We start from the raw sequence: 23649 nt of genomic DNA, 5'->3' as shown, positions 1-23649 counted from the left end.
CGAATGCCGATCTTGGATCGGCAACCGGTCAAAGATATTGCGCGACCTTCTTGCCGACGGTGAGGAAGCGCAGTGGGTCGACCGCTTCGCCATCGTGGCGCACTTCGTAATGGAGATGCGGACCCGTCGAGCGGCCGCTGCTGCCGGTCTTGCCGATGACGTCGCCGGCGGCGAGCTTCTGGCCGACGGTGACGTCGATCTCGCTCAGATGGCCGTAGCGTGTGGCAAAGTCGTTGCCATGGTCGACCTCGACCATGCGGCCGTAGCCGCCGGCCCAGCCGGCCCTGGTAACGGTGCCGGCGGCCGTGACCTTGGCCGGCATGCCGATCGGCGCCCTGAAATCCATGCCCGTATGCAGGGCGGCGCTGCCAAGGATGGGGTCGGTGCGCACGCCGAACGGGCTGGTCACCGCATGGCCCGGGGCGGGGTTGGCGAGGGGCAGCTTGCGCGCCTCCTTCTTGACCTGGTCGAGCGCGTCCAGCGCTTCGTCGAGTTCCTTGACCTTGCTGTCGAAAACCAGCGAAGGATCAACCGGGACCAGGGGACCGCCGACATCGCTCTTGTTGAGTTCGCTGTCGACCGGCAGGCCCGCCGCTCCCAATGCCTGGGCGATAGCATCGGCATTCTTGTAGGCGTTGTCGGCAAGCGTGGTGATGCGCGAAAGCTGCCGGTTCTCGATGGCCTTCAGCGATGCATTGATCGAGACGAACAGCTTGTCGGCGCGATCGGCGGCCGTTTCGCCGTCGAGCGGATCGGACCTCGTCGACCAGAGCGAGAAGGGCCTGGTGTCGCCGGCGCCCAAGGATGCGACGGAATAGGTCGGCGCCTGCGAGAGGCTGCCGGTGACCTCGGCGTGCTCGTCGAGTTTGGGCGCCTCGGCGCCCGCCGCGGGTGCGTCGCCGACCTCGTTCTCGGCGCGCTCGAAGATCGGGCCGAGCCGTCCGTGCCGCTCGCTGAGCTGAGTCTGCCTGGCCAAGAGCTCGCTGACCTTGGTTTCCATCAGTTGCTGATCGAGAAGCTGGCGGCTGGTGATGCGGTCGACCTGAGCGCGCAGTGCTGAGATGCGGTCCTCATAGCCCTGCTGCATGCGCGCCTGCCTGGCCGTCGTGGCGCCGATCAGATCGTCGCGCAGCACCAGATAGGACGTGGCGAGCAGATAACCGATGGCGATCGCCGCCAGGGCCGAGCCGATGAAGGCGGCGAGCCAGGGGCGGATGGTGAAATGCCTTATTTCGTTGCCCCGGGCGATGATGACCGTGTGCGGTTCCTTGCGCCTGCCGAAGACAGCGGACTGACCGGTTGGTTTCACGGGGACCAAGCTTTCGTTACGGGACCAACGACAAGCCTGATTACACATTATTAGGGTTAACAAAGGCTTGCCGTGTCGACCGCGCGGCGCCGGATGCACGCAGTACGGGCACGAGGTTGCGCGAAAATCTCCAGGATGCGGACGCCATGTCGCTTTGGCGATGAACACCAGTATTCTGCCAGGAGCAGCCCGTAGCTCGTAGAGCAAGCTCGGGTTTCTTAACTGTCTTCGATTGCGTTTAATTGACGTTTTTCGAGTAAAGGCGTGTTGGTATTTGGAATTCACCGTGGCGGTAGGAATGCTGGGCGATCTGGTTGGCAAGATCCTCGACAAGATTTCGGGCACCAGTCTGCTGGCGACCGGCCTTTTGCTGCTGACCGCATTTGTCAGCGCGCTTGTGGCCTATTGGCGCGCGGTCGAGGAGAAGAGCTGGAAGGAGTTTTTCGAGTTCGCCATCCCGCGTGAGGTCATCACTCATCCCTCCGCGAAGGCCGACCTTCTGTTCTGGGTCACGAAGAAGGCCCTGATGCCTTTCCTGATGCTGCCCGCCGGAATCGTCTTCGTCACGGCGGTGGGATACGGGACCAACTGGCTGTTTTCGACACTGTTCCACTTCCAGCCGCCTCTGACCGAGGGGCCGGCCGGGCCCGTGACGGTTCTGATCTTCACCGTCACCATGCTCTTGGCCTACGACATTTCCTATTACCTCTATCACGTCGCCCAGCATCGCTATCCGCTGCTTTGGGAACTGCACAAGGTGCATCACTCGGCCGAGGTGATGGTCGGGATCACCAAGGACCGGGTCCATCCGCTCGACGAGTTAATGAACCGAGCTTGGGACGGCATCATCGTGGGGTTCTGCTTCGGCATCTGGTCGCTGATTTCGCTGAACCTTGTCGAACTGACCGTTTTTGGCGTCAACGTCTATGTCATGCGTAACATCCTGATGATGGATTTCGTCAGGCACACGCATTTCAAGATCTCGTTCGGCCTGCTCAACAACTTGATCCTGTGTCCTCACTGGCATCAGCTGCATCACAGCGTCGATCCGCGCCACTACGACAAGAACTTCGGGCTGCTCTTCTCGTTCTGGGACCGGCTCTTCGGAACATTGTGTGTGCCGAGGCCTGACGAGGACTTCAAGTTCGGACTGGTCGATCGCGATGTGCGCGATTATCAGTCGCTCGCAGGCCTTTACGTCATGCCGCTGAAGCGGATGTGGGGACATATCGCCAGGCGCATCCGGCCCGGAAAGCCACGGTCACGCACCTCGCGAGCCTCGGAGGGGACACGGCCATGAACGCTCCCTTTGTGCTCGCTATCCCGCGGACACGCACCTTCGAGGTCGTGACAACGGCGGCGCGCCTGGCCGAGATCGCACCGGCCTGGAGCGCGCTCTGGCAGCGGGCTGGCGGGCTTGTCTTCCAGCACCCGGACTGGATCGCGGCTTGGTGGCGCACCACCCCGCAGCAGGAGCGGCGCGCGCTCAGGATTGGGCTTGCCTGGAACGGCGACCGGCTCGATGGCGTGATAGCGCTGGCGACCTTCAGGCGTTCCGGCATCCGCGTACTCGAATGGGCGGCGAAGGATCACAGTGACTATGGCGACGCGCTGGTTGCACCTGACAGCGACCCGCGGGCGATCTTCCGCCTGTGGCAGTATGTTTTCGACCAGGGTGGCTTCGACCTGGTCTATCTCAACCGTCTGCTACCGGATGCCGGTGTTCATGCCCTGCTGGAACCGGCTCACGGCAAGGCGCTTCGGCCCAACCACCGCACTGAACTCAGCTATCGTGTCGCTGGCTCCTGGCAGGGTGGGGCGGAATGGTTCGAGACGTTGTCCAAGAAGGGCCGGCAGAACTATCGTCGCGGCCGCAAGTTCATGGAAGAAAGCGGAGCATTGCGTTTCCGGCTGCTGGATGCGGAGGACCCGCGCGAGCCGGTGCTCGAGCGCGTCGCGACGCTGAAGCGCCTCTGGCTCGCTCGCCATGGTCGCGCCTCGGATCTGTTCGACAAGGGCTCGCCGGTTCTCGCCGCGCTTATTTCGGTGCTGGCCGACCTCGGGCTGTTGCGCATCTTCGTGCTGGAGCTTGACGACACGATCGTCGCCGTCTCGATCAATTTCGAGCAGCACGGCACGATGATGGCTTTCGTCACCACCTATGATCCCGAATACGAGCGTGCCTCGCCGGGTATGGTACTGATGATGGACTATATCCAATGGTCGTTCGACCGCGGCCTTGCCACGATTGATTTTCTCTGCGGCGGCGAGGATTTCAAGCGGCGCTTTGCCACGCAATCAGTCACGCTGTCGTCCATGATCGGCGCGCGCGGCTTGCGTGGCCATCTTGCTGCGCTGGCCGATCAGGTGAGCCATCGTTCGAAATCCTGGAGGACGCGGCGGCAGCCAAAGGCCGAGGTACCTGACGAGTAACGACCATAATTGTCGATTGCTTTGGCTTTGGCGACGCTCAGAGCGCGCGAACGGCTTCCAGCACGGCCTCGGCATGGCCCTTGACCCGAACTTGGCGCCAGATGCGGGCGATACGGCCCTCCTTGTCGATCAGGAAGGTGGCGCGCTCGACACCCATATATTTGCGCCCGTACAGCGTCTTCTCGACCCACAAATGATAGGCCTCGATCACCTTGCGCTCCTCGTCGGCGACCAGATCGACGGTGAGGCCGTGCTTCGCCTTGAATTTGTCGTGTTTCTTCACGCTATCGGGTGAGAGCCCGATAACCACGGCGCCGGTCTTTTCGAACTCAGGCTTCAACTGCGAGAAGCCGATCGCTTCGCTGGTGCAACCTGTGGTGTCGTCCTGCGGATAGAAGTAGAGTACGACGGGCCTACCCAGAAAGGCAGCGAGGCTGAGGGAACCGCCGCCGTCACGCGGAAGATCGAATTGGGGTGCTGCGTCGCCCACCTGGAGATCAGCCATATCGATGCCCTTGTTTGCGGTTACGCGCGGGAAATCATCGTTATAACGTGAAGCGGGGAGTCGTCCACGACGAGTTCGTCACAACGGAATATTGCTTGGATCAGGAAGAACCGCAGCACGAGAAAATCAGGTTCAGGCGTGACGAGATCACCGACCTGGCGACGCTGCCGTCCGCGTGCAGCGTGCCGCCGCTTGGCCGCGCGGCGGTGCGGCGGCGCTTTCGCATTCTCGGTCGCGTGTTTGCCGGGCTTTGCGCGCTCGTGCTCCTGGCCGCGGCGGGGGTCTATGTCCTCGGCGCATCCGGCATCGGCACGGAACGGCTTCGGACCGAGGCGGAGAGCGCCATCGAGAAGCTGGCAGGCGTCGATGTCAACGTCACTGTCGGCGCGGCGCGACTGACGCTCGACGGATCGAGCTTCGTCGCCCTGCAGGTGAACGAGGTCAGCCTCAAGACGGCCGACGGCAAGCCGATGGCCGATATCGGGCGGGTGCGTTTCGGCATGCGCCTCTTGCCGCTGCTTTCCGGCGACGTCCGGCTGACCAGCGCCAGGTTTTCCGACGCCCATATCGTGGTGGCCGCCATGCCCTCCGGCGGCGGCGACTGGACGGCGGCGCTGCGCAACGCGGACGGCCTTGTCGACCCGGAGAAAGTCTCGGCGGCGGTGTTTTCAGGCGTCAACGACGCGCTGGATGCCGTGCGCGAGGACTCGATGCGCCAGATCGATCTGCGCAATGTCGCGTTCGAGCTGCCGGACACCGGGCCGGTCAAGCGCATGACCGTCACCTCGGCGACCGTCGCGCAGACCGGCACGGGAAGCATGCAGTTCTCTTACGATGCCGAGGTCGATGGCCGGCACGCCACCTTGATCGCCTCGGCGACACGCGACGCGACGGCAAGGCGCATTTCGTCGCTCGATGCCAACCTCGAGATAGAAGGCCCTCTCGGTGGGGACAGTTCGACAGGAGCCGGTCCGGCGACCGATGGCGCCAAACTGGGTTCGATCGCGTTGAAGCTCTCGGGCTCGGAAGCGTCGGGCGACAACCCGTCACGTTTGGCGGCATCGCTCTCTCTCAACGGTTCGGTGCTCGACCTGGACGAACGCGGGCTACTGCCGACCGATGTCGATGCCGATGCCACGCTGGTGGCCGGTTCGAACAAGATTTCGGTCGACCGGCTGCTGATCAGGAGCGGCCGCTCCAGCTTCGACTTTGCCGGATCGATCGGGCCGAAGCCGGCAGTCGCCGGAGAGGAGCCCGCCTATCGCTATGACCTCACCAGCGACGGCTCGACGCTGGCGCCGTCGGAATCGCCGGAACCAGCGCTTCAACTCCTGGCCCGCATCGCCGGAATCTATCAGCCGAAGAGCCGCAAGCTCGTCGCCGAGCAGATCGGCGTGCGCTCCGGCGGACCGGGCGAGGTGCTGGGCGCCGCCACGGTCGCCTTCGTCGACAACGGTCCGCCGGGCGTGTCGCTGTCGCTCAACATGCACGACATGCCGGTCTCGCATGTCAAGCAATTGTGGCCGTGGTTCTCGGCCCGCAACGCGCGGCTTTGGGTGCTGGGCAATCTGTTCGGCGGTACGGTGACCGACGCCAAACTGCAGTTTCAGGTCGCGCCGGGGCGCCTGGGCAACGGCGTGCCGCTGACCAGCGACGAAGTGTTCGGCCGGTTCCAGATCAAAGGATCGCGCTTCGATACCGCCGGGCGGATCCCGCCCGTGCGTGACGCCGTCGGCGTCGTTGCCTTCCACGGCAACGATGTCGACATCGCGCTCTCCTCGGGCAGCGTCTATATGCCGAGCGGCCGCACAGTGGCGGCAAGCGGCGGCGCCTTGACGATCAAGAACGCGAACCTGCCGGTTGTGGTCGGCGGGCTCGACATCGACGTCGCGGGTGAAGCCCCGGCGATCGCCGAGCTTGCCTCCTACGAGCCGATCAATGCCATGCGCCATGTCGGACTGGCGCCCGAGGACCTGTCCGGCGCCGTCACCGGCCACGTCAGGGCGGACATCCCGTTAACCAAGGGCATGGACACCTCGAAACTGGATTGGCTGGTTTCGCTCGACTATCAGGACCTGTCGCTCGCCAAGCCTTTCGAGGACCAGACGGTCACCGGGGCCAATGGCTCGATCATCGTCGGGCCGAAGCAAGCGGTGATTTCCGCCGCAGCCAAGCTCAACGGTATTCCGGCCGAGCTCGATCTGGTCGAGCCGCTTGAAGACGACGGGCCGGCGCGCAGCCGTAAGGTTGCCCTGGTGCTCGACGACAAAACGCGCAATGCCAGCATGCCCGGCCTCTCGGACCTGCTCTCGGGAACCATCAAGGTGGCGATCGACAAGAGCGGAGAGGGCGCTCAGCAGGTTTCGGCGGACCTGACCAATGCCAGGCTCGACATTCCTTGGGCCGGCTGGAGCAAGGGCGCCGGTATTCCCGCCAAGGTCGCTTTTAACATGGCAAAGTCCGGCAGCACCACCACGCTGTCGGATTTCGATCTCGACGGCAAAAGCTTTTCTATCGACGGCAATGTGACGCTGGTCAACGGGGCGTTGTCCACGGCCCGCTTCAGCAAGGTTTCGCTGAACCGGGGCGACGATGTCGCCGTTTCCATCAAACGCTCCGGCAAGAGTTATGCCGTCGACGTCAACGGCGCGTCGCTCGACGCCCGCTCGCTGATCAAGCAGTTCACCTCGGACGTCGACACCGCGACAAAGGGCGCGGGCAGCGATGCCGTCTCGGTGAGGGCCAACGTGGCATCGCTGACCGGCTTCCACGACGAGGCGCTCTCCAATCTCAGGCTCGAATACAGCGCCGCCGGATCGCGCGTGAACGGGCTCAACGTCACTGCCGCGGCAAGCTCCGGCGCGGCGATCACGATCAACAACACAACCGGTGAGGGCGGCCGCGTGCTCAGGGTGAAGTCCGCCGACGCCGGCGCCATCCTGCGCTTCCTCAACGTCTACGAGCATATGGAAGGCGGGGCGATCACGCTGTCGCTCTCGGGCTCCGCCGACGGGCCGATGAAGGGACAGGTGGACGCCCGCAATTTCTATATCGTCAACGAGCCAAAGCTCGCCTCGATCGTATCGACGACGCCGGCCGGCGATACGCGCAGCCTGAACGAGGCCGTCAAAAGCAACATCGATACGTCCAGGGTGCAGTTCGAGCGCGGCTTCGCCGAGATCGACAAGGGTTCTGGCTATCTGAAACTGGCGAACGGCCTGTTGCGGGGCCCGCGCATCGGCACGACCTTCCAGGGCACGCTCTACGATGCGAACAACAACATGGACATGACCGGCACCTTCATGCCGGTCTATGGCCTCAACCGCCTCTTCGGCGAGCTGCCGTTGTTCGGGCCGCTGCTCGGCAACGGACGCGACCGCGGCCTGATCGGCGTCACCTACCGGCTGCGCGGCAACGCCAACAAGCCGACGCTCAACATCAATCCATTGTCAGTCGTGGCGCCCGGGATATTCCGCTCGATCTTCGAGTACAGGCAACAGCCCGCGCAGTAGAGTGCGACCGCTCAGCTCGGCCGCACCAGCACATGCTTTTTCTTGCCCAGCGAAAGCTTCACGATGCCTTCGGGACCGAGGTCCTGAAGTGTGACGATGCGCCGGTCGTCGGTCAGCGGCTGGTCGTTGATGCGTACGGCGCCGCCCTGGATATGCCGGCGCGCTTCGCCGTTCGAGCCGGCCAGTCCGGCGGTGACGAACAGCGCCAGGATGCCGATGCCGGCTTCGAGGTCCGATTTGGCTACTTCGATGCTGGGCAGAGTGTCGGCGAGCGCGCCCTCCTCGAAAGTCTTGCGCGCCGTCTCGCTTGCGGTCTCGGCCGCGTCGCGGCCGTGCAACATGGCGGTGATCTCGGTGGCAAGGATCTTCTTCGCCTCGTTGATCTCCGAGCCGCCGAGCTTTTCAAGGCGCGCCACCTCGTCGAGCGGCAGCGTCGTGTAGAGCTTCAGGAAGCGGCCGACATCGGCGTCCTCGGTGTTGCGCCAATACTGCCAGAACTCGTAGGGCGAGAGCATGTCGCCGTCGAGCCAGACCGCGCCCGAGGCCGATTTGCCCATCTTAGCGCCGGACGAGGTGGTGAGCAGGGGCGTGGTCATGGCGAAGAGCTGCACGCCTTCCATGCGGTGGCCGAGATCGATGCCGTTGACGATGTTGCCCCACTGGTCCGAGCCACCCATCTGCAACCGGCAGCCGACGCGCTTGTAGAGCTCGACGAAGTCGTAGGCCTGCAGGATCATGTAGTTGAATTCGAGGAAGGAGAGCGATTGCTCGCGATCGAGCCTGAGCTTCACACTATCGAAGGCGAGCATGCGGTTGACGGAGAAGTGCCGACCGACGTCGCGGAGGAAATTGACGTAGTTAATCTGCATCAGCCAGTCGGCGTTATTGACCATGACCGCGTCGCCCGGTCCGCTGCCGAATTTCAGGTAAGGCGCGAAATTGCGGCGAATGCCGACGAGATTGTCGTCGATATCCTGCGGGGTGAGCAGCTTGCGCGCCTCGTCCTTGAAGGACGGGTCGCCGATCATCGAGGTGCCGCCGCCCATCAGCGCGATCGGCCGGTGGCCCGTCTGCTGCAGCCAGTGCAGCATCATGATCTGGATCAGCGATCCGGCATGCAGGCTCTTGGCGGTGGCGTCGAAGCCGATATAGGCGCTTACCGTTTCCTTGGCGAAAAGCTGGTCGAGGGCCGATTCATCCGAAATCTGGTGGATGAAGCCGCGCTCGCTCATGATGCGCAGGAAATCGGATTTGAAGGCGGACATTTGTTCTTCCTGGAGGTCGCCGGGCACTTGGCCATGCTTGATATGAAGGCGCGCGTTTAGCATTCGCGGGCGATCAGCAAAAGTGGTTTCCGGTTTTGCGTTCGATCGCCCGCCAAGAATGACCCCGATCAGCAAAAGTGGTTTCCGGCTTTGCGTCCGATCGCGTAGGGCGCGGCGCGTCCTTGCTTCGCCCTTTTTGCTGGCGTAATGAGGCGCCGCGCAAAGACAGGCGCAATGCGCCGCGACGGGGCCATCCCGCGGTTTCAGATCGGACGAGCTCCCGCGATGAACAGGAACTATCTTTTCCTCTTTCTGTTCAGCATCGTCATGACCGTCAGCGGGCTGGCCAGCCTGCCGCCGGTCGACCGCGACGAATCCCGCTTCGTCCAGGCGACCAAGCAGATGGTCGAGACGGGCGACTATGTCGATATCCGCCTGCAGGACGTCACGCGCTACAAGAAGCCGATCGGCATCTACTGGCTGCAGTCCGCGGCGGTCGCGTTGAGCGGCGAGGGGGCGGCGGCGCCGATCTGGGTTTATCGCCTGGTCTCGATGCTGGGCATTGCGCTGGCGGTGGTCGGCATCGGCTGGACCGGGACGAAGCTCTTCGGCGCCAATGCCGGGCTGGCCGCCGGCCTGATGATGGCGGCGATCTTCGCCACAGGCTTCGAGGGGCGCGACGCCAAGACCGACGCGATGCTTCTCGCCTGCTGCGTGATCGCGCAAGGCGCGCTGGCGCAGGTCTATTGGGCTTCGAAGCGCAACGAACCGGTTCCCGGGCATCTGTCGTGGATTTTCTGGATCGCGCAAGGCTTCGGCATCCTCATCAAGGGCCCGGTTTCGCCGCTACTGTCGCTGCTGACTGCCGCTGCGCTCTTTGCCTTCGACCGCGAGTGGCGCTGGCTCCTCAAGATGAAGCTGGTGCGCGGCGTCGGCATAGTGCTGGTCATCGTGCTGCCGTGGCTCATCCTCATCTCCTGGAAGAGCGGCGGCGCCTTCTTCCAGGAGGCGGTCGGCAAGGACATGCTGAACAAGGTGGCGCAGGGCGAGGAATCGCACGGCCTGCCGCCCGGCTTCTACATGCTGACCTATTCGCTGTTCATGTGGCCCTTCGGGCTGATCGCGGTCGGCGCCGGGCTCCAGGCCATCAACCGTCTTTGGGACGATCCGCGCCTGCGCTTCTGCCTGGCCTGGTACATCCCGTTCTGGCTGGTATTCGAGGCGATCCCGACCAAGCTGCCGCATTATGTGATGCCTGCCTATCCGGGCATGGCGCTTCTGGTCGGCTGGCTGCTCACCTTGCCGGCGGACAAGGCCAACGCGCCGCTGAAGCGCTGGCAGACATGGCTGTGGTGGGCGACTGCCTTCGGCCTTGCCATGGTGGCGATTGGCCTGGCCGCGGTCTGCGTCGGTGCGCCGCTTTATCTGACAAAGACCTTCTCCTGGTGGAGCATACCGGCGGCGATCGCCGCTCTGGTCACCGGCTATCTTGCCTTCCCGAGGCAATTGCAGGTGCCGCTTCCGCGCATTGCCGCGATCGCGACCGGCGCCGGCATCACCTTCAGCCTGCTGTTCGGCGTCATTGCGCCGTCGCTGAAGCCGATCTGGCTGAGCCCCGCCGTCAAGGCCGCCGTCGACGCCAACCGGCTCTGCGACACCACCGTGCTCGCCTCGGCGAAATTCCAGGAGCCGAGCCTGGTCTTCCTGGTCGGCACCAAGACCGTGCTTACCGATGTCGAGGGGGTGGCGCGGCATCTGCTCAACGATCCGTCCTGCGCGCTTGGGCTGGCGCCGATCAAGGACGAGCAAAAGCTCGCCGACGTGCTGACCGCCCAGGGGAAATCGGCCAAGCGGCTGACCGAGATCGACGGCATCAACTATTCGTCAGGAGACAAGTTGTCGCTCGGGCTTTACCGGATGGCTCCGTGATGAATAGCCTCGGGAGTCGAATGCCCCCTATAAGCACGCGCTAAAGCCATGTCCGTCGCGCCCCTTGCCCTTTACCGACGCTCGCTCGGCAATTTCCGCGACACGATTTCGATCGTGAAGCGACGCTTTGTCGTGCGGCCGGCGCGCTATCCGCGAATTCTGTGGAGCGTCTGGCTCATAGCCTGGGCGCTGTTCACCGTGGCGGTCTTCCTGCGTCTCGACGCCGGCGCGGGCGAGATGCGCGGCGAATGGTCACCCGGCTTCGCGCGTTTCACCGACTTCTTCACGCAGTTCGGCCTCGGCGGCTGGTATCTCATTCCGGCGGCGCTCTGCCTCGTCGCCGCCAATCTGACGGATTGGCGTGGCCTGTCCCGGCAAGGCCGGATGGTCGTTTACAACTGGACGTGCTTCGCGTTCCTGGTGCTTTGCGCCGTCGGTCTGTCGGGCCTCGCGGTCAACCTTTTGAAATACGGCATCGGCCGGGCCCGGCCGCTTTATTTCAGCGATTTCGGCATCCTGTCGCTGCATCCTTTCGCCATGGATGCGCGCTTCGCCGGCTTTCCGTCCGGCCATGCCACGACGATGGGCGCGGTCTTCGGTATCCTGCTCCTGCTGTTCCCACGGCGCTGGTATATCGCGCTGGCGGTCACCGCCTGCATCGCCTCGACACGCGTCTTCGTCGGCGCGCACTATCCGAGCGATACGGTCGCGGGCTTCGGCCTAGGGCTGGCGTTCGCGGTGGTCTCGGGCCTGCTGTTTGCCCGGCTCGGTTTCATCTTCAGCCAGACAGGCTCGAAACTGCCGGTGCGCAAGCGAACCTTCCGGCTGGGACCGTTCCGCGCGCCCAGAGGCATGGTTTCGATGGCCGGCCCGGTCGAAAGCGGCGAGATCGGCGTCGACCGAACCCAGACCCCTTAAGACGCCTGGACTGGCGGCCTGCCGTGCTTAGCGCAGGCGCTTCGGCCGCGGATCCGCGAGTTCTCCAGCCAGGCGCCGGTCGAGATAGTCGGCGCATTCCTGGATCAGCAGCTCGGAATCGTTGGCGAAGAAATGGTTGGCGCCGGGCAGCGTCTTCTGGGTGATGGTGATGCCCTTTTGCGTGTGCAGCTTATCGACAAGCCCCTGCACGTCCTTGGGCGGCGCCACCTTGTCGGCATCGCCATGGATGATCAGGCCGGATGACGGGCAGGGCGCCAGGAACGAGAAATCATAGGTGTTGGGCTGCGGCGCGACCGAAATGAATCCCTCGATCTCAGGCCGGCGCATCAGAAGCTGCATGCCGATCCAGGAGCCGAAAGAATAGCCGGCGACCCAGCAGCTTTTGGAATCCGGATGCAGCGACTGCACCCAGTCGAGCGCCGCCGCAGCATCCGACAACTCGCCGGTGCCGTGGTCGAACTCGCCCTGGCTGCGGCCGATGCCGCGGAAATTGAAGCGCAGCACGGTGAAATCGCGCTTCTGGAACATGTAGAAGAGGTCGTAAACGATCTTGTTGTTCATCGTGCCGCCGAATTGCGGGTGCGGGTGCAGCACGATGGCGATCGGGGCGCTCTTTTCCTTCGAGGGCTGATAACGTCCCTCCAGGCGACCAGCCGGACCGGCGAAAATGACCTCAGGCATAAAATACTCCACGTGGCATATGAATGCGCTAGCCCGGAACTCTTCGGCCCCAACTCTCGTGCGGCCCCATACCTTCTGTGGCCTTGACGCCGGGCGAGCGTCTTCCTAGAAGCTAGTTTAGAATTGTTCAAAACTGGGAGGCCGAACCCGATGGTCCGGTCGCCCGCGCCGCAAGCCGCGTAAATAGGACGGCTTGCCTTGCAATTTCAAGGAAATAACGCGCTATCCTCGCGGGATAGTTGGCGAAAGGACGAACTGAGCGAAAATGGCCGCAACCCGCGCCTATCTCGACTACAATGCCAGCGCGCCGCTCCTTGCGGAAGCGCAGGCGGCGATGGTCGCCGCGCTCGATGCCGCCAACCCGTCGTCGGTCCATGCCGAAGGCCGCGCGGCGCGGCGGCTGGTCGAGGACGCGCGCCGCGACGTGGCGCGGCTGGTCAACGCCAGGCCCGAACATGTCGTCTTCACGTCCGGCGCCACCGAAGCCGCCTCGACGCTGCTGGGGCCCGACTGGCAGATGGGACGCGGCGCCATCCGCATGAGCCATCTCTACGTCTCGGAAGCCGACCATCCCTGCGTCCTGAATGGCGGGCGCTTCGCCCCGGCGCAAGTGACGAAGATCGGCGTCGATAGCAACGGCATTGCCGATCTCGACGCGCTTGCCGCCGCGCTCGCCGCGCATCACAGGGCCGCCGGCCTGCCGCTGGTGGCGATCCATGCCGCCAACAATGAGACCGGCGTCATCCAGCCGGTCGGTCGCATCGGCGAAATCGTCAAGGCCGCCGGCGGGGTTCTGGTCGTCGATGCCGTGCAGGCCACGGGGCGGATTCCGCTCGATGTGTCAGGCCCTTATGCCGATTACCTGATCCTGTCCTCGCACAAGATCGGCGGACCGAAGGGTGTCGGCGCGATCGTTGCCGCGTCCGATCTGATGATGCCGCGTCCGCTGATCAATGGCGGCGGCCAGGAGAAGGGCCACCGCGCCGGCACGGAAAACGTCGCCGGGATCGCCGGTTTCGGCGCCGCCGCACGGGCCGCGTTTGCGGGTCTCGCAGAGATGGAGGCCATCGCGCGCCGGCGTGACGAGATCGAGACCATCGTGACGGAACTGGCGCCGGACGCGGAAATCTTCGGAAATGGTGCTTCCAGGCTTGCCAACACGACATTCTTCGCTATTCCCGGCGTCAAGGCCGAAACGGCGCAGATCGCTTTCGACCTTGCCGGCGTCGCGTTGTCGGCGGGCTCGGCCTGCTCCTCGGGGAAAGTCGGGCCAAGCCATGTGCTGAAGGCGATGGGCTACGGCGACAGCCTGGGCGCCTTGCGCGTCTCGATCGGCCTTGCGACCGGCGCCGAGGACATTAAGGCCTTCCAGTCGGCGCTGGCCGGCATCGTCGCGCGCCGCGCGGACAAGGAAGAAGCCGCCTGAGGGCGGCGAAGATGAATTCAGGCCTTGCGGCCTGGTAGAGCCGTGCGTTTTGTCCTGGCCGGGTGAATTTCCGGCGGACACGCACTATATGGAGCTTACTCCGCTGCGCAGCCCCGCCGGGATGCGATTCCAGCGGTGCCATAGTTTGAAAACTGCCGGGCCTTGACCCCGGCGAGGATGGAGAACGCTTATGCCTGCTGTGCAGGAGACGATCGATCGAGTCCGAAAGATCGACGTCGACCAGTATAAATACGGATTCCAGACAGAGATCGAGATGGATAAGGCTCCCAAGGGCCTGAACGAGGACATCATCCGTCTGATCTCCGAGAAGAAGGGCGAGCCGGACTGGATGCTGGAATGGCGTCTCGGGGCCTATCGCCGCTGGCTGACGCTGGAAGAGCCGACCTGGGCGCGTGTCCACTATCCGAAGATCGATTTCCAGGACATCCACTACTACGCCGCGCCGAAGAGCACGCCGGGGCCGAAGTCGCTGAGCGAGGTCGATCCCGAATTGCTCAAGGTCTACGAGAAGCTCGGCATTCCGCTCAAGGAGCAGGAAATTCTTGCCGGCGTGCAGAAGACCGACGCGTCGGAACTCGAGGAGGCGGGCGACAACGTCTACAAGTCGGGCCGGGTCGCGGTCGACGCGGTGTTCGATTCCGTCTCGGTGGTCACCACCTTCAAGAAGGAACTGGCGCAGGCCGGCGTCATCTTCTGCTCGATCTCGGAAGCCATTCGCGAGCATCCCGAACTGGTGAAGAAATATCTCGGCTCGGTCGTGCCGACCTCCGACAATTTCTATGCGACGCTGAATTCGGCCGTGTTCACCGACGGCTCGTTCGTCTTCGTGCCGAAGGGTGTTCGCTGCCCGATGGAACTGTCGACCTATTTCCGCATCAACGAGAAGAACACCGGCCAGTTCGAGCGCACGCTGATCATCGCCGAGGAGGGGGCCTATGTCTCCTATCTGGAAGGCTGCACGGCGCCGCAGCGCGACGAGAACCAATTGCACGCCGCGGTGGTCGAGCTGATCGCGCTTGACGATGCCGAGATCAAATATTCGACGGTGCAGAACTGGTATCCCGGCGACGCCGAGGGCAAGGGCGGCATCTATAATTTCGTCACCAAGCGCGGCGACTGCCGCGGCGACCGCTCGAAAATCTCATGGACGCAGGTCGAGACCGGCTCGGCCATCACCTGGAAATATCCGAGCTGCATCCTGCGTGGCGACGATTCCAGCGGCGAGTTCTATTCGATCGCGGTGTCGAACGGCTATCAGCAGGTCGATAGCGGCACCAAGATGATCCATCTCGGCAAGAACACGTCAAGCCGCATCATCTCCAAGGGCATCGCCGCCGGTTTCTCGCAGAACACCTATCGCGGCCAGGTCTCGGCGCATCGCAAGGCAACCAACGCGCGCAACTTCACCAATTGCGATTCGCTGCTGATCGGCGACCAGTGCGGCGCGCACACCGTGCCTTACATGGAAGCCAAGAACGCGACGGCGAAGTTCGAGCACGAGGCGACGACGTCGAAGATCTCCGAGGACCAGAAGTTCTACGTCATGCAGCGCGGCATCCCCGAAGAGGAAGCGATCGCGCTGATCGTCAACGGCTTCGTCAAGGATGTCATCCAACAGCTGCCGATGGAGTTTGCCGTTGAAGCGCAGAAGCTGATCGGCATCAGCCTCGAGGGTTCGGTCGGCTGACCGCAAAAATATTCAGGAAAAAAATATGCTTGAGATCAAGAATTTGCACGCCCGCATCGTCGACGACGGCACCGAGATCATCCGCGGCCTGAACCTGACGGTGAAAGCCGGCGAGGTGGCCGCCATTATGGGCCCGAACGGCTCGGGCAAGTCGACGCTTTCCTATATCCTCGCCGGCCGCGAGGACTATGAGGTGACTGAGGGCGACATCCTCTATAACGGCCAGTCGATCCTCGAAATGGATCCGGCCGAGCGCGCCACCGCCGGCATCTTTCTCGCCTTCCAGTATCCGATGGAGATACCGGGCGTGGCGACCATGGAATTCCTCAAAGTGGCGATGAACGAGCAGCGCAAGGCGCGCGGCGAGGAGCCGCTGAAGGTTCCGGAATTCCTGAAGCGCGTGAAGGAGGCTGCTGCCTCGCTCAGCATGGACATGAACATGCTGAAGCGGCCGCTCAATGTCGGCTTCTCGGGCGGCGAGAAGAAGCGCGCCGAGATCCTGCAGATGAAGCTGTTGGAACCAAAGCTTTGCGTGCTCGACGAGACTGATTCCGGCCTCGACATCGACGCGCTGAAGATCGTCTCGGACGGCGTTAACGCGCTACGCTCGGCGGACCGCGCCATCGTCGTCATCACCCACTACCAGCGCCTGCTCGAGCACATCGTGCCGGACTCGGTGCACGTGCTCTACAAGGGCCAGGTCATCAAGTCGGGCGACAAGTCGCTGGCGCTCGATCTTGAAGCCAACGGCTATGCCGGCGTGATCGGGCAAGCCGCGTGAGATGGGAGCGGTCGAGGCAAGAACGATGAACATGCACGCACAGCCCCAGCGGACATTGGCCGAGACGGCGCTGATCGATGCCTTCGGCGAGCGGCTGTCGCTGCTGCCCGGCGACGGCGCGGTGATGGTCAAGCGCGACGACGCGATCGAGGCGATCAAGCACGGCCTGCCGACGCGGCGCGTCGAATCCTGGCACTACACGGACCTTCGCCGGTTACTGACCAAGGTGCCGGCTTTCGAAGCTGGAGCCGTGGCCAAGGCGCTGGCGCCGATCCTTGAAGGCTCGGCGGTCCTGCCGGTCCTGAACGGCGTCTCGCAGACGAAGCTGCCGGAGATCGAAGGCGTCGCGGTGCAGCGCCTGTCGGAAAAGCTGACCGACGGCAGCGTAGCGCCCGGGCTGGATCCCTATGGCAGTGACGACGCGATCGGCGCGCTGAACACGGCTTTCGTCGCCGACGGTTATTTCGTCGACATCGCCGACGGCGCCGAGCTGGAAAAGCCGGTCGAACTGCAGAACCTGCAGGCCGGTGGCCAGTCGCATGTCCGGCTGTTGGCGCGTGTCGGGGCCGGCGCCAAGGCGGTCGTCGTCGAGCGCCAGACGGGCGAGGCAAGCGAAGACGGCGAGGCGCTCATCTCATCGGTCGGCCAGCTCGTGGTCGGCGACGGCGCGGAAGTGATCTGGCTGATCGTGCAGGAACAGCCGGACACGGCCACGCATCTCGCCCAGTTCAAGGCGCATATCGGCAAGGACGCGAAGCTGACGCTGTTCGTGATGAATGCCGGCGGCAAGCTCGTTCGCCAGGAGGTCGTCGTCAGGACGACAGGCGAGGGCGCCGATTTCAAATTGCGCGGCATCAATCTTCTCGCCGGCGACACGCATACCGACACCACCATGGTGCTCGACCATGCCGTGCCGCACACGACGTCGACGGAAGTGATCCGCAACGTGGTGACCGGCAAAGCGCGCGGCGTCTTCCAGGGCCGCATCAACGTGCATCAATACGCGCAGAAGACCAACGCCAAGATGGCCTGCAACACGTTGCTTCTATCCGACGACGGCGAGTTCTCGACCAAGCCGGAGCTGGAGATCTTCGCGGACGACGTGGTCTGCGGCCATGGCGCGACGGTCACCGAGATCGACCACAACCATCTGTTTTACCTGATGGCGCGCGGTATCGACGAGAAGTCGGCGCGGGGCCTGCTGGTGAAGGCTTTCGTCGCCGAAGTGATCGAGGAACTGGACGACGAGGCGCTGGTCGAAGCGCTCGAAGCGCGGCTCGACGGCTGGTTTTCGACGCACGGGTAGGCGCCTTTCCTTCTCCCTTGTGGGAGAAGGTGGCCGAGCGAAGCTCGGACGGATGAGGGGTGTTGGAAGGATCGCGGCCTTGGCCGGCAAGGACTTCGAAATGGACCAGAAGATCGAAACCACTCCCTATGACGTCGAGGCGATCCGCCGAGACTTCCCGATCCTGGCGCGCCAGGTCTACGGCAAGCCGCTGGTCTATCTCGACAATGGCGCCTCGGCGCAGAAGCCGCAGGTGGTGCTCGACACCATCCAGCACGCCTATTCGCAGGAATACGCCAACGTCCACCGCGGGCTGCATTTCCTGTCGAACGCCGCGACTGACGCGTATGAGAATGCGCGCAAGTCGGTGCAGCGGTTTCTCAACGCGCCGAGCACGGACAACATCGTCTTCAGCTCCAACACCACCGCGGCGATCAACACGGTCGCCTATGGCTGGGGCATGCCGAGGATCGGCGAGGGCGACGAGATCGTGCTGTCGATCATGGAGCATCATTCCAACATTGTGCCGTGGCATTTCATCCGCGAGCGGCAGGGCGCGAAGCTCATCTGGGTGCCGGTCGACGATCTCGGCGCCTTCCATATCGAGGAATTCGAAAAGCGGCTGACCTCGCGCACGAAGCTCGTCGCCATCACCCAGATGTCCAACGCGCTGGGCACGGTGACGCCGATCAAGGAGATCGTGCGCATTGCGCATTCGCGTGGAATTCCTGTCCTGGTCGACGGCAGCCAGAGCGCGGTTCACATGCCGATCGACGTGCAGGACCTCGACTGCGATTTCTTCGTCTTCACGGGACACAAGGTCTACGGCCCGTCGGGCATCGGCGTGCTCTACGGCAAGAAGGACAGGCTGGAGGAAATGCGGCCCTTCATGGGCGGCGGCGAGATGATCGAAGAGGTGACGGAGGACATCGTCACCTATAACGAGCCGCCGCACCGCTTCGAGGCCGGCACGCCGCCGATTGTCCAGGCGATCGGCCTGGGCGCCGCGCTCGACTATATGGACAGGGTCGGCCGCGAGCGTATCGCCGCGCACGAGGCGGACCTCAAGGCGTACGCGCATGAGCGGCTCAGGGCCATCAACTCGCTGCGTATCTTCGGCGACGCGCCGGGCAAGGGCGCCATCATCTCGTTCGAATTGCAAGGTATCCATGCGCATGACGTGTCGATGGTGATCGACCGGCAGGGTGTTGCCGTCCGCGCGGGCACGCATTGCGCCCAGCCGCTGTTGAAACGCTTCGGCGTCACCTCCACATGCAGGGCATCGTTCGGCATGTATAATACCAGGGCCGAAGTCGACGCTTTGGCCGAGGCGCTGGAAAAGGCGCGGAAATTCTTCGGGTGATGATGATGGACGATGTGAGCGCGACCGCAGAGACCGTTCCGGAAACGGCTGCCAACGGCATCGTCTCGGCCTCGGCTATTCCCGCCGATGAGCTGGCGCGGCTGACCGACGACATCGTCTCGGCGCTGAAGACTGTTTACGACCCGGAAATCCCGGCCGACATCTATGAGCTCGGCCTCGTCTACAAGATCGACATCGAGGACGACCGGTCGGTCAAGATCGACATGACGCTGACCGCGCCCGGCTGCCCGGTAGCGGGCGAAATGCCCGGATGGGTCGAGAACGCCGTCGGCGCCGTCGAAGGCGTGTCCGGCGTCGAGGTCAACATGGTGTTCGATCCGCCGTGGACGCCCGATCGCATGTCGGAAGAGGCGCAGGTCGCGGTTGGATGGTACTGAGGCCGATACCCTTGCGCCATTTGTAAAACTTCACCATTTTAGGTGAGAATCATTCGGCAGGCCTTGAACCTGCATGGAATGGAGAAAGAAAAAATGGGACGCTTCGCCGTCATCACGATGACCGACAAGGCCGCCGACCGCGTGCGCGAGATCGTCGCCACGCGCGAAGGTGCGCATGGCATCCGGCTCGGTATCAAAAAGGGCGGCTGCGCCGGCATGGAATACACCATCGACCTGGTGACCGAGCCGAACCCCAAGGACGACCATATCGAGCGTGACGACGCGCATGTCTATGTGGCGCCGGAAGCCGCGCTCTTCCTGTTCGGCACCGAGATGGATTTCGAGCAGACGACGCTGCGTACCGGCTTCACCTTCAAGAATCCGAACCAGAGCTCGGCCTGCGGCTGCGGTGAATCCGTCGAGCTGAAGCCTGCCGACCTCAAGGCGCTTGCCGAGGCACGCGCCTCGGCCTGATCAGGCGCCAATGCTCCCGCTCAGTCCGGCAACGCAGCGATGACGACAAGTTCCACAACAAGGTCGGGCTGCGCCAAGGCGGCGACACCGATTACCTCCGATGGCGGCGGATTGTTGTAACTGCAGTGCTTCGGGCAATGTTCGGCGAAGAATTCGTCCAACACGTCCAGACGAAAATTGGGTGAGCTGAGAACGCCACCGGACGGAAAAGGCCCTTTGACGTAAAACGTCACCTTGACCAGATGGTCGAGCGAGCTGCCAAGTTCCTCCAAATCCGACTTGATGTTGGCCAGGATTTCGCGCCACTGCGTTGCCGCGTCGCCGACAGCGCCGCCTTGGTGTTTCGACGGATCGTAGTCGTCGACCGTGGCGGTGTTGCCGGACAGGAAAACATATCCCTTCGCATCCGAGACGACCGTGCCCTTGCCCCAAGGCATCAAACGATCGCCTTTGAATTTCTTGTGCGTTGTGAGATTCATTTCGGTCTCCTGTCGCCAGATGGTTTTCCTGATGCAATTCCGGGCGGAAAACCGCTGCGCAGTTTTTCTGAAATTGCCTAATCAACCCACATCCCAGTCCGCTTGTGCCAGTCGGCGATCGATTCCTCCGGATAGACGTCGAACACCTTGTCGTTGTTGCCGATGACCGGCTCGACCCAGTTCGCCTTGTACTTCAGCATCAGATGCACCTTTTCCGGCGGTTTCGGCAGGTCGGTGTCGATCGCCGAGGCGAAAGGATGCACGAGGTCCGGCCAGGTCGGATCGTAGAGCCAAAGCGCCGAGCCGCATTTCCGGCAGAAATTGCGCTCGCCGGTCGAGACCTCGCAATGCGGATGCTCGTCATCCTCGATTTCGGCGCGATAGACGCCGAGGCTGCGCTTGCCCCTGACGTTCATCGTCTCGTAGTCGGCGCCGAGATTGATGGCGAAGCCGCCGCCGCCCTGCTGCTTGCGGCAGATCGAGCAGTAGCAGAGCATGAAGGGCACTGGCGTGTGGCTCTCCACCTCAAAGCGGACGGCGCCGCAGCGGCAGCAGCCTTTGAGCAGCATGGGCATGGGGGGAGCTCCGTTTCCAGGTTTCAACCTGTCAGCATGCTTTTGGTTGCGGCGATGACAAGGCCGGTGACGGATGAGATGATCGCGGCATGGATAATGCGCGCCTTGAAGAACTGTTCGAAAGCCTGGGTCCGATCAGCATCCGCAAACTGTTCGGCGGCAAGGGCATCTATTGCGACGGCGTCATCGTCGCGGTCGTCGTGCGCGGCGAGCTGATGCTCAAGGCGGACGGGGAAACCATTCCCGATTTCGAGGCCGCGGGCTGCCGCCAGTGGACCTATACCGGCTCGCGCCACGGCAAGGCGGTGGCGATGCCCTATTGGAGCGTTCCCGACGAGGCTTTCGACGATCCCGACGAAATGGCGGTGTGGGCGCGGCGCGCATATGAGGCGGGAAGGCGGGCGGGGAAGTGAAACCTAGGAATGCTGGAGGGACAGCCCCCTCTGGCCTGCCGGCCATCTCCTCCGCAGGGGGGAAGATCAGCTGTCGCGCTGGCTTTCGTTAATCGCCAACATTGCAAGAAGAGCGCCTTCGATGAAGCTGCCAATCTCCTCCCTTTGCGGACCTTTACGAGGGAGATGTCCGGCAGGACAGAGGGGGTGACGGAACGCGGCGCTCGCTTTTGCTATCGCTGCCGTCGCCCTACAACGCCTTGGCGATCTCCGCCGCCAGCCGCGCATTGTTCTCGACCAGCGCGATGTTGGTCTTGAGGCTGCGGCCGCCGGTGAGTTCCAGGATCTTCGACAAGAGGAAGGGCGTCACCCCCTTGCCGGTGACGTTCTGCGCCTCGGCGGCTTTCTGCGCGGCGTCGATATAGCCGGCCATTTCGTCGGCCGGAATCTCGTTATTCCGCGGCACCGGGTTGGCGACCAGGATGCCGCCGCCCAGGCACAGCGCCAGGCGCGTGCGGTAGAAATGCGCGATATCCTCAGGCGCCTGCAGCGTCAGCGGCGCGCGGAAGGGCGACTGCCTCGACCAGAAGGCCGGCATCGTCTCGCAGCCGTAGCCGATGACCGGCACGCCGCGTGTCTCCAGCACTTCCAGCGTCTTTTCGATATCGAGGATCGCCTTGGCGCCGGCTGAAACGACAATGACCGGCGTGCGCGCCAGCTCGTCGAGGTCGGCCGATATGTCGAAGCTTTTCTCCGCGCCCTTGTGGACGCCGCCGATGCCGCCGGTGGCGAAGACTTTTATGCCGGCCATGTGGGCGGCGATCATCGTGGCCGCAACCGTGGTGCCGCCCGTGCGCTTTTGCGCAACCGCGAAGCCGAGATCGGCGCGCGACAGCTTCATGGCGTCACCCGTCATGGCAAGCGATTCGCGCTCGCCGTCGGACAGGCCGACCTTGATGCGGCCGTCGACCACGGCGATCGTCGCCGGCACCGCGCCGCCGTTGATGATGATCTGCTCTACCTTGGCGGCCATCGCGCCATTGTCGGGGTAGGGCATGCCATGGGTGATGATGGTGCTTTCCAGCGCCACCACCGGCCGGCCGGCGGCGAGCGCCTCCGCCACGGGCGGATGGATGTCGATGAAGGGGCGGGCGGTTTCCGGGGGCATGGCTGTCTCCGACAAGGAGGAAGTGGATGGTGGGTGGCCCTATGCCATCTCCCGTGCCTCCGGCACAAGGGCAAGCGCCTGGGCGAAGTCGGCGCTCGTGAAGGATGGCACGGCTTCGGGGCTCTCTATGGCTAGCATTGCCGCCGCAATGCCCTCGCGCAGCGCGGCGTGCAGCGGCAGGCCGCGCAGCAGGGCAGCGACCGTCGCGCCGGTCAAGGCGTCACCGGCGCCGGTCACGTCGGCGACCTGGCGCGGCGTGGGCGGGTCGATTTCAAAGATGCCGGCGCCGTCGAAGCCCAGCACCGGGGCGCTGCCCGCTGTAACCACGCCGGAATTCAGGCCAACCCGCCTGAGCGCGTCGACAAGGGGCTTGCCCCACAGTTCGGTGCCGACCAGCGCAGCGGCTTCGCGGCGGTTCATGAAAAGCAGCGACAGCTTGTCGAGCAGCGGCGCCAGCCGGACGACCTTGGCCGGCGAGACGGCGATGGCGAAGACCGGCCTGCCGCCGGCCAACGCCATCAGGCGCTCCAGCGCCCCCGTCGGCAGGTTGGCGTCGCACAGGATCGCGTCGGCGGCGGCGATCGCCTCGCGCACCTTGGAACGCATTATCTGCTTGGGAAAGGCGAGGTCATAGAGCGCCATGTCGGCCAGTCCGACAATCAATTCGCCCTCGGCGTCGATCAGCGCCGTATAGCTCGGGGTCGTGCGGTCGAGGAACACGACCGAGAGGTCCGCTATGCCGGCGTTGTCGATCGCCGAGGCGACCGCGTCCGCCGCCGCGTCGCCGCCGCGCACGGATATCAGCGAGGCCGACACGCCGCGCTTCACCACACTGCGCAGCGCGTTGAAAACGACGCCGCCGACATCCTCGCGCATCATGCCGGGGTTGGAGGCAGCGGGCACATAAATGCCCGAGACCTGGCCGCGCCGGTCGATATGGGCGCCGCCCAGCGCCAGGATTCTTGGGGATGTTGGCATTTGAGACCGGTGACTTCCGTTGATCGTGCGGCTGCGCACACTAGAGCGG

General features: G+C 63.8%; 21 protein-coding genes. 13 read left to right on the top strand and 8 right to left on the bottom strand.

The window, feature by feature from the left end:
* Nucleotides 1–28 precede the first annotated feature (28 nt).
* On the bottom strand, nt 29–1309 hold the full coding sequence (locus FJW06_RS08485; RefSeq protein ID WP_140750528.1) for a M23 family metallopeptidase: 1281 nt from the start codon (nt 1307–1309) through the stop codon (nt 29–31).
* 298 nt (nt 1310–1607) lie between these two features.
* Here FJW06_RS08485 and FJW06_RS08480 point away from each other — a divergent pair, with 298 nt between their 5' ends.
* Together FJW06_RS08480 and FJW06_RS08475 are read left to right on the top strand one after the other, a co-directional pair.
* A complete protein-coding gene (locus FJW06_RS08480) occupies nt 1608–2609 on the top strand; it encodes a sterol desaturase family protein (RefSeq protein ID WP_140750526.1) in 1002 nt (333 codons plus the stop codon).
* Nucleotides 2606–3742, top strand: a complete 1137-nt coding sequence (locus FJW06_RS08475) for a GNAT family N-acetyltransferase (protein ID WP_140750524.1) — start codon at nt 2606–2608, stop codon at nt 3740–3742. The genes FJW06_RS08480 and FJW06_RS08475 overlap by 4 nt, the downstream gene beginning before the upstream one ends.
* Nucleotides 3743–3779: 37 nt before the next feature.
* Here FJW06_RS08475 and FJW06_RS08470 read toward each other — a convergent pair whose 3' ends face one another.
* Nucleotides 3780–4247 (bottom strand): peroxiredoxin, encoded by a 468-nt coding sequence (locus tag FJW06_RS08470; protein ID WP_140750522.1) that lies wholly within the window; start codon nt 4245–4247, stop codon nt 3780–3782.
* 95 nt (nt 4248–4342) lie between these two features.
* Between FJW06_RS08470 and FJW06_RS08465 the strand changes: the two genes are divergently transcribed.
* Nucleotides 4343–7759, top strand: coding sequence for a DUF3971 domain-containing protein (locus tag FJW06_RS08465; RefSeq protein ID WP_140750520.1), 3417 nt, complete (start codon nt 4343–4345; stop codon nt 7757–7759).
* An 11-nt stretch (nt 7760–7770) separates the two neighbouring features.
* Here FJW06_RS08465 and tyrS read toward each other — a convergent pair whose 3' ends face one another.
* On the bottom strand, nt 7771–9024 hold the full coding sequence (tyrS, locus tag FJW06_RS08460) for a tyrosine--tRNA ligase (RefSeq protein ID WP_140750518.1): 1254 nt from the start codon (nt 9022–9024) through the stop codon (nt 7771–7773).
* 285 nt (nt 9025–9309) lie between these two features.
* On the opposite strand from tyrS, the gene FJW06_RS08455 reads away from it, so the two are divergent.
* Together FJW06_RS08455 and FJW06_RS08450 are read left to right on the top strand one after the other, a co-directional pair.
* Nucleotides 9310–10953 (top strand): glycosyltransferase family 39 protein, encoded by a 1644-nt coding sequence (locus FJW06_RS08455; protein ID WP_140750516.1) that lies wholly within the window; start codon nt 9310–9312, stop codon nt 10951–10953.
* A gap of 48 nt (nt 10954–11001) precedes the next feature.
* Complete coding sequence (locus FJW06_RS08450; RefSeq protein WP_140750514.1) at nt 11002–11871, top strand: phosphatase PAP2 family protein; 870 nt, start codon at nt 11002–11004, stop codon at nt 11869–11871.
* A gap of 27 nt (nt 11872–11898) precedes the next feature.
* On the opposite strand, the gene FJW06_RS08445 is transcribed toward FJW06_RS08450, so the two are convergent.
* The gene (locus tag FJW06_RS08445; protein ID WP_027166430.1) at nt 11899–12573 is read right to left on the bottom strand and encodes an alpha/beta hydrolase; all 675 of its coding nucleotides are present in this window, start codon (nt 12571–12573) and stop codon (nt 11899–11901) included.
* Between the two features lie 265 nt (nt 12574–12838).
* Here FJW06_RS08445 and FJW06_RS08440 point away from each other — a divergent pair, with 265 nt between their 5' ends.
* The 7 genes from FJW06_RS08440 (at nt 12839) to sufA (ending at nt 20008) form a co-directional block, all read left to right on the top strand.
* Nucleotides 12839–13999 (top strand): cysteine desulfurase family protein, encoded by a 1161-nt coding sequence (locus tag FJW06_RS08440; RefSeq protein ID WP_140750512.1) that lies wholly within the window; start codon nt 12839–12841, stop codon nt 13997–13999.
* Between the two features lie 190 nt (nt 14000–14189).
* Nucleotides 14190–15707: a Fe-S cluster assembly protein SufB gene (sufB, locus tag FJW06_RS08435; protein ID WP_140750510.1), complete on the top strand. Its 1518-nt coding sequence runs from the start codon at nt 14190–14192 to the stop codon at nt 15705–15707.
* A 25-nt stretch (nt 15708–15732) separates the two neighbouring features.
* Complete coding sequence (gene sufC / locus FJW06_RS08430; protein WP_140750508.1) at nt 15733–16488, top strand: Fe-S cluster assembly ATPase SufC; 756 nt, start codon at nt 15733–15735, stop codon at nt 16486–16488.
* 25 nt (nt 16489–16513) lie between these two features.
* Nucleotides 16514–17794: a Fe-S cluster assembly protein SufD gene (sufD, locus tag FJW06_RS08425; RefSeq protein ID WP_140750506.1), complete on the top strand. Its 1281-nt coding sequence runs from the start codon at nt 16514–16516 to the stop codon at nt 17792–17794.
* 100 nt (nt 17795–17894) lie between these two features.
* Entirely contained in the window at nt 17895–19136 is a 1242-nt protein-coding gene (locus FJW06_RS08420; RefSeq protein ID WP_140750504.1) for a cysteine desulfurase, read from the top strand.
* 5 nt (nt 19137–19141) lie between these two features.
* Complete coding sequence (locus FJW06_RS08415) at nt 19142–19534, top strand: SUF system Fe-S cluster assembly protein (protein WP_140750658.1); 393 nt, start codon at nt 19142–19144, stop codon at nt 19532–19534.
* Between the two features lie 93 nt (nt 19535–19627).
* Entirely contained in the window at nt 19628–20008 is a 381-nt protein-coding gene (gene sufA, locus FJW06_RS08410) for a Fe-S cluster assembly scaffold SufA (RefSeq protein WP_140750502.1), read from the top strand.
* A 20-nt stretch (nt 20009–20028) separates the two neighbouring features.
* Here the strand turns inward: sufA and FJW06_RS08405 are convergent, their stop codons facing one another.
* Complete coding sequence (locus FJW06_RS08405) at nt 20029–20445, bottom strand: RidA family protein (RefSeq protein WP_246674558.1); 417 nt, start codon at nt 20443–20445, stop codon at nt 20029–20031.
* A 119-nt stretch (nt 20446–20564) separates the two neighbouring features.
* Nucleotides 20565–21062, bottom strand: coding sequence for a GFA family protein (locus FJW06_RS08400; RefSeq protein ID WP_140750500.1), 498 nt, complete (start codon nt 21060–21062; stop codon nt 20565–20567).
* Between the two features lie 89 nt (nt 21063–21151).
* Between FJW06_RS08400 and FJW06_RS08395 the strand changes: the two genes are divergently transcribed.
* Nucleotides 21152–21475 (top strand): TfoX/Sxy family protein, encoded by a 324-nt coding sequence (locus tag FJW06_RS08395; protein WP_140750498.1) that lies wholly within the window; start codon nt 21152–21154, stop codon nt 21473–21475.
* Between the two features lie 229 nt (nt 21476–21704).
* Here the strand turns inward: FJW06_RS08395 and FJW06_RS08385 are convergent, their stop codons facing one another.
* Together FJW06_RS08385 and FJW06_RS08380 are read right to left on the bottom strand one after the other, a co-directional pair.
* Nucleotides 21705–22622 (bottom strand): pseudouridine-5'-phosphate glycosidase, encoded by a 918-nt coding sequence (locus FJW06_RS08385; protein WP_140750496.1) that lies wholly within the window; start codon nt 22620–22622, stop codon nt 21705–21707.
* Between the two features lie 39 nt (nt 22623–22661).
* Nucleotides 22662–23600, bottom strand: a complete 939-nt coding sequence (locus FJW06_RS08380; RefSeq protein ID WP_140750494.1) for a carbohydrate kinase family protein — start codon at nt 23598–23600, stop codon at nt 22662–22664.
* Nucleotides 23601–23649 lie beyond the last annotated feature (49 nt).

It is taken from the genome of Mesorhizobium sp. B4-1-3 (assembly GCF_006439355.1).
Classification (GTDB): Bacteria; Pseudomonadota; Alphaproteobacteria; order Rhizobiales; family Rhizobiaceae; genus Mesorhizobium.
This window is presented reverse-complemented; position numbering and strand designations above follow the sequence as displayed.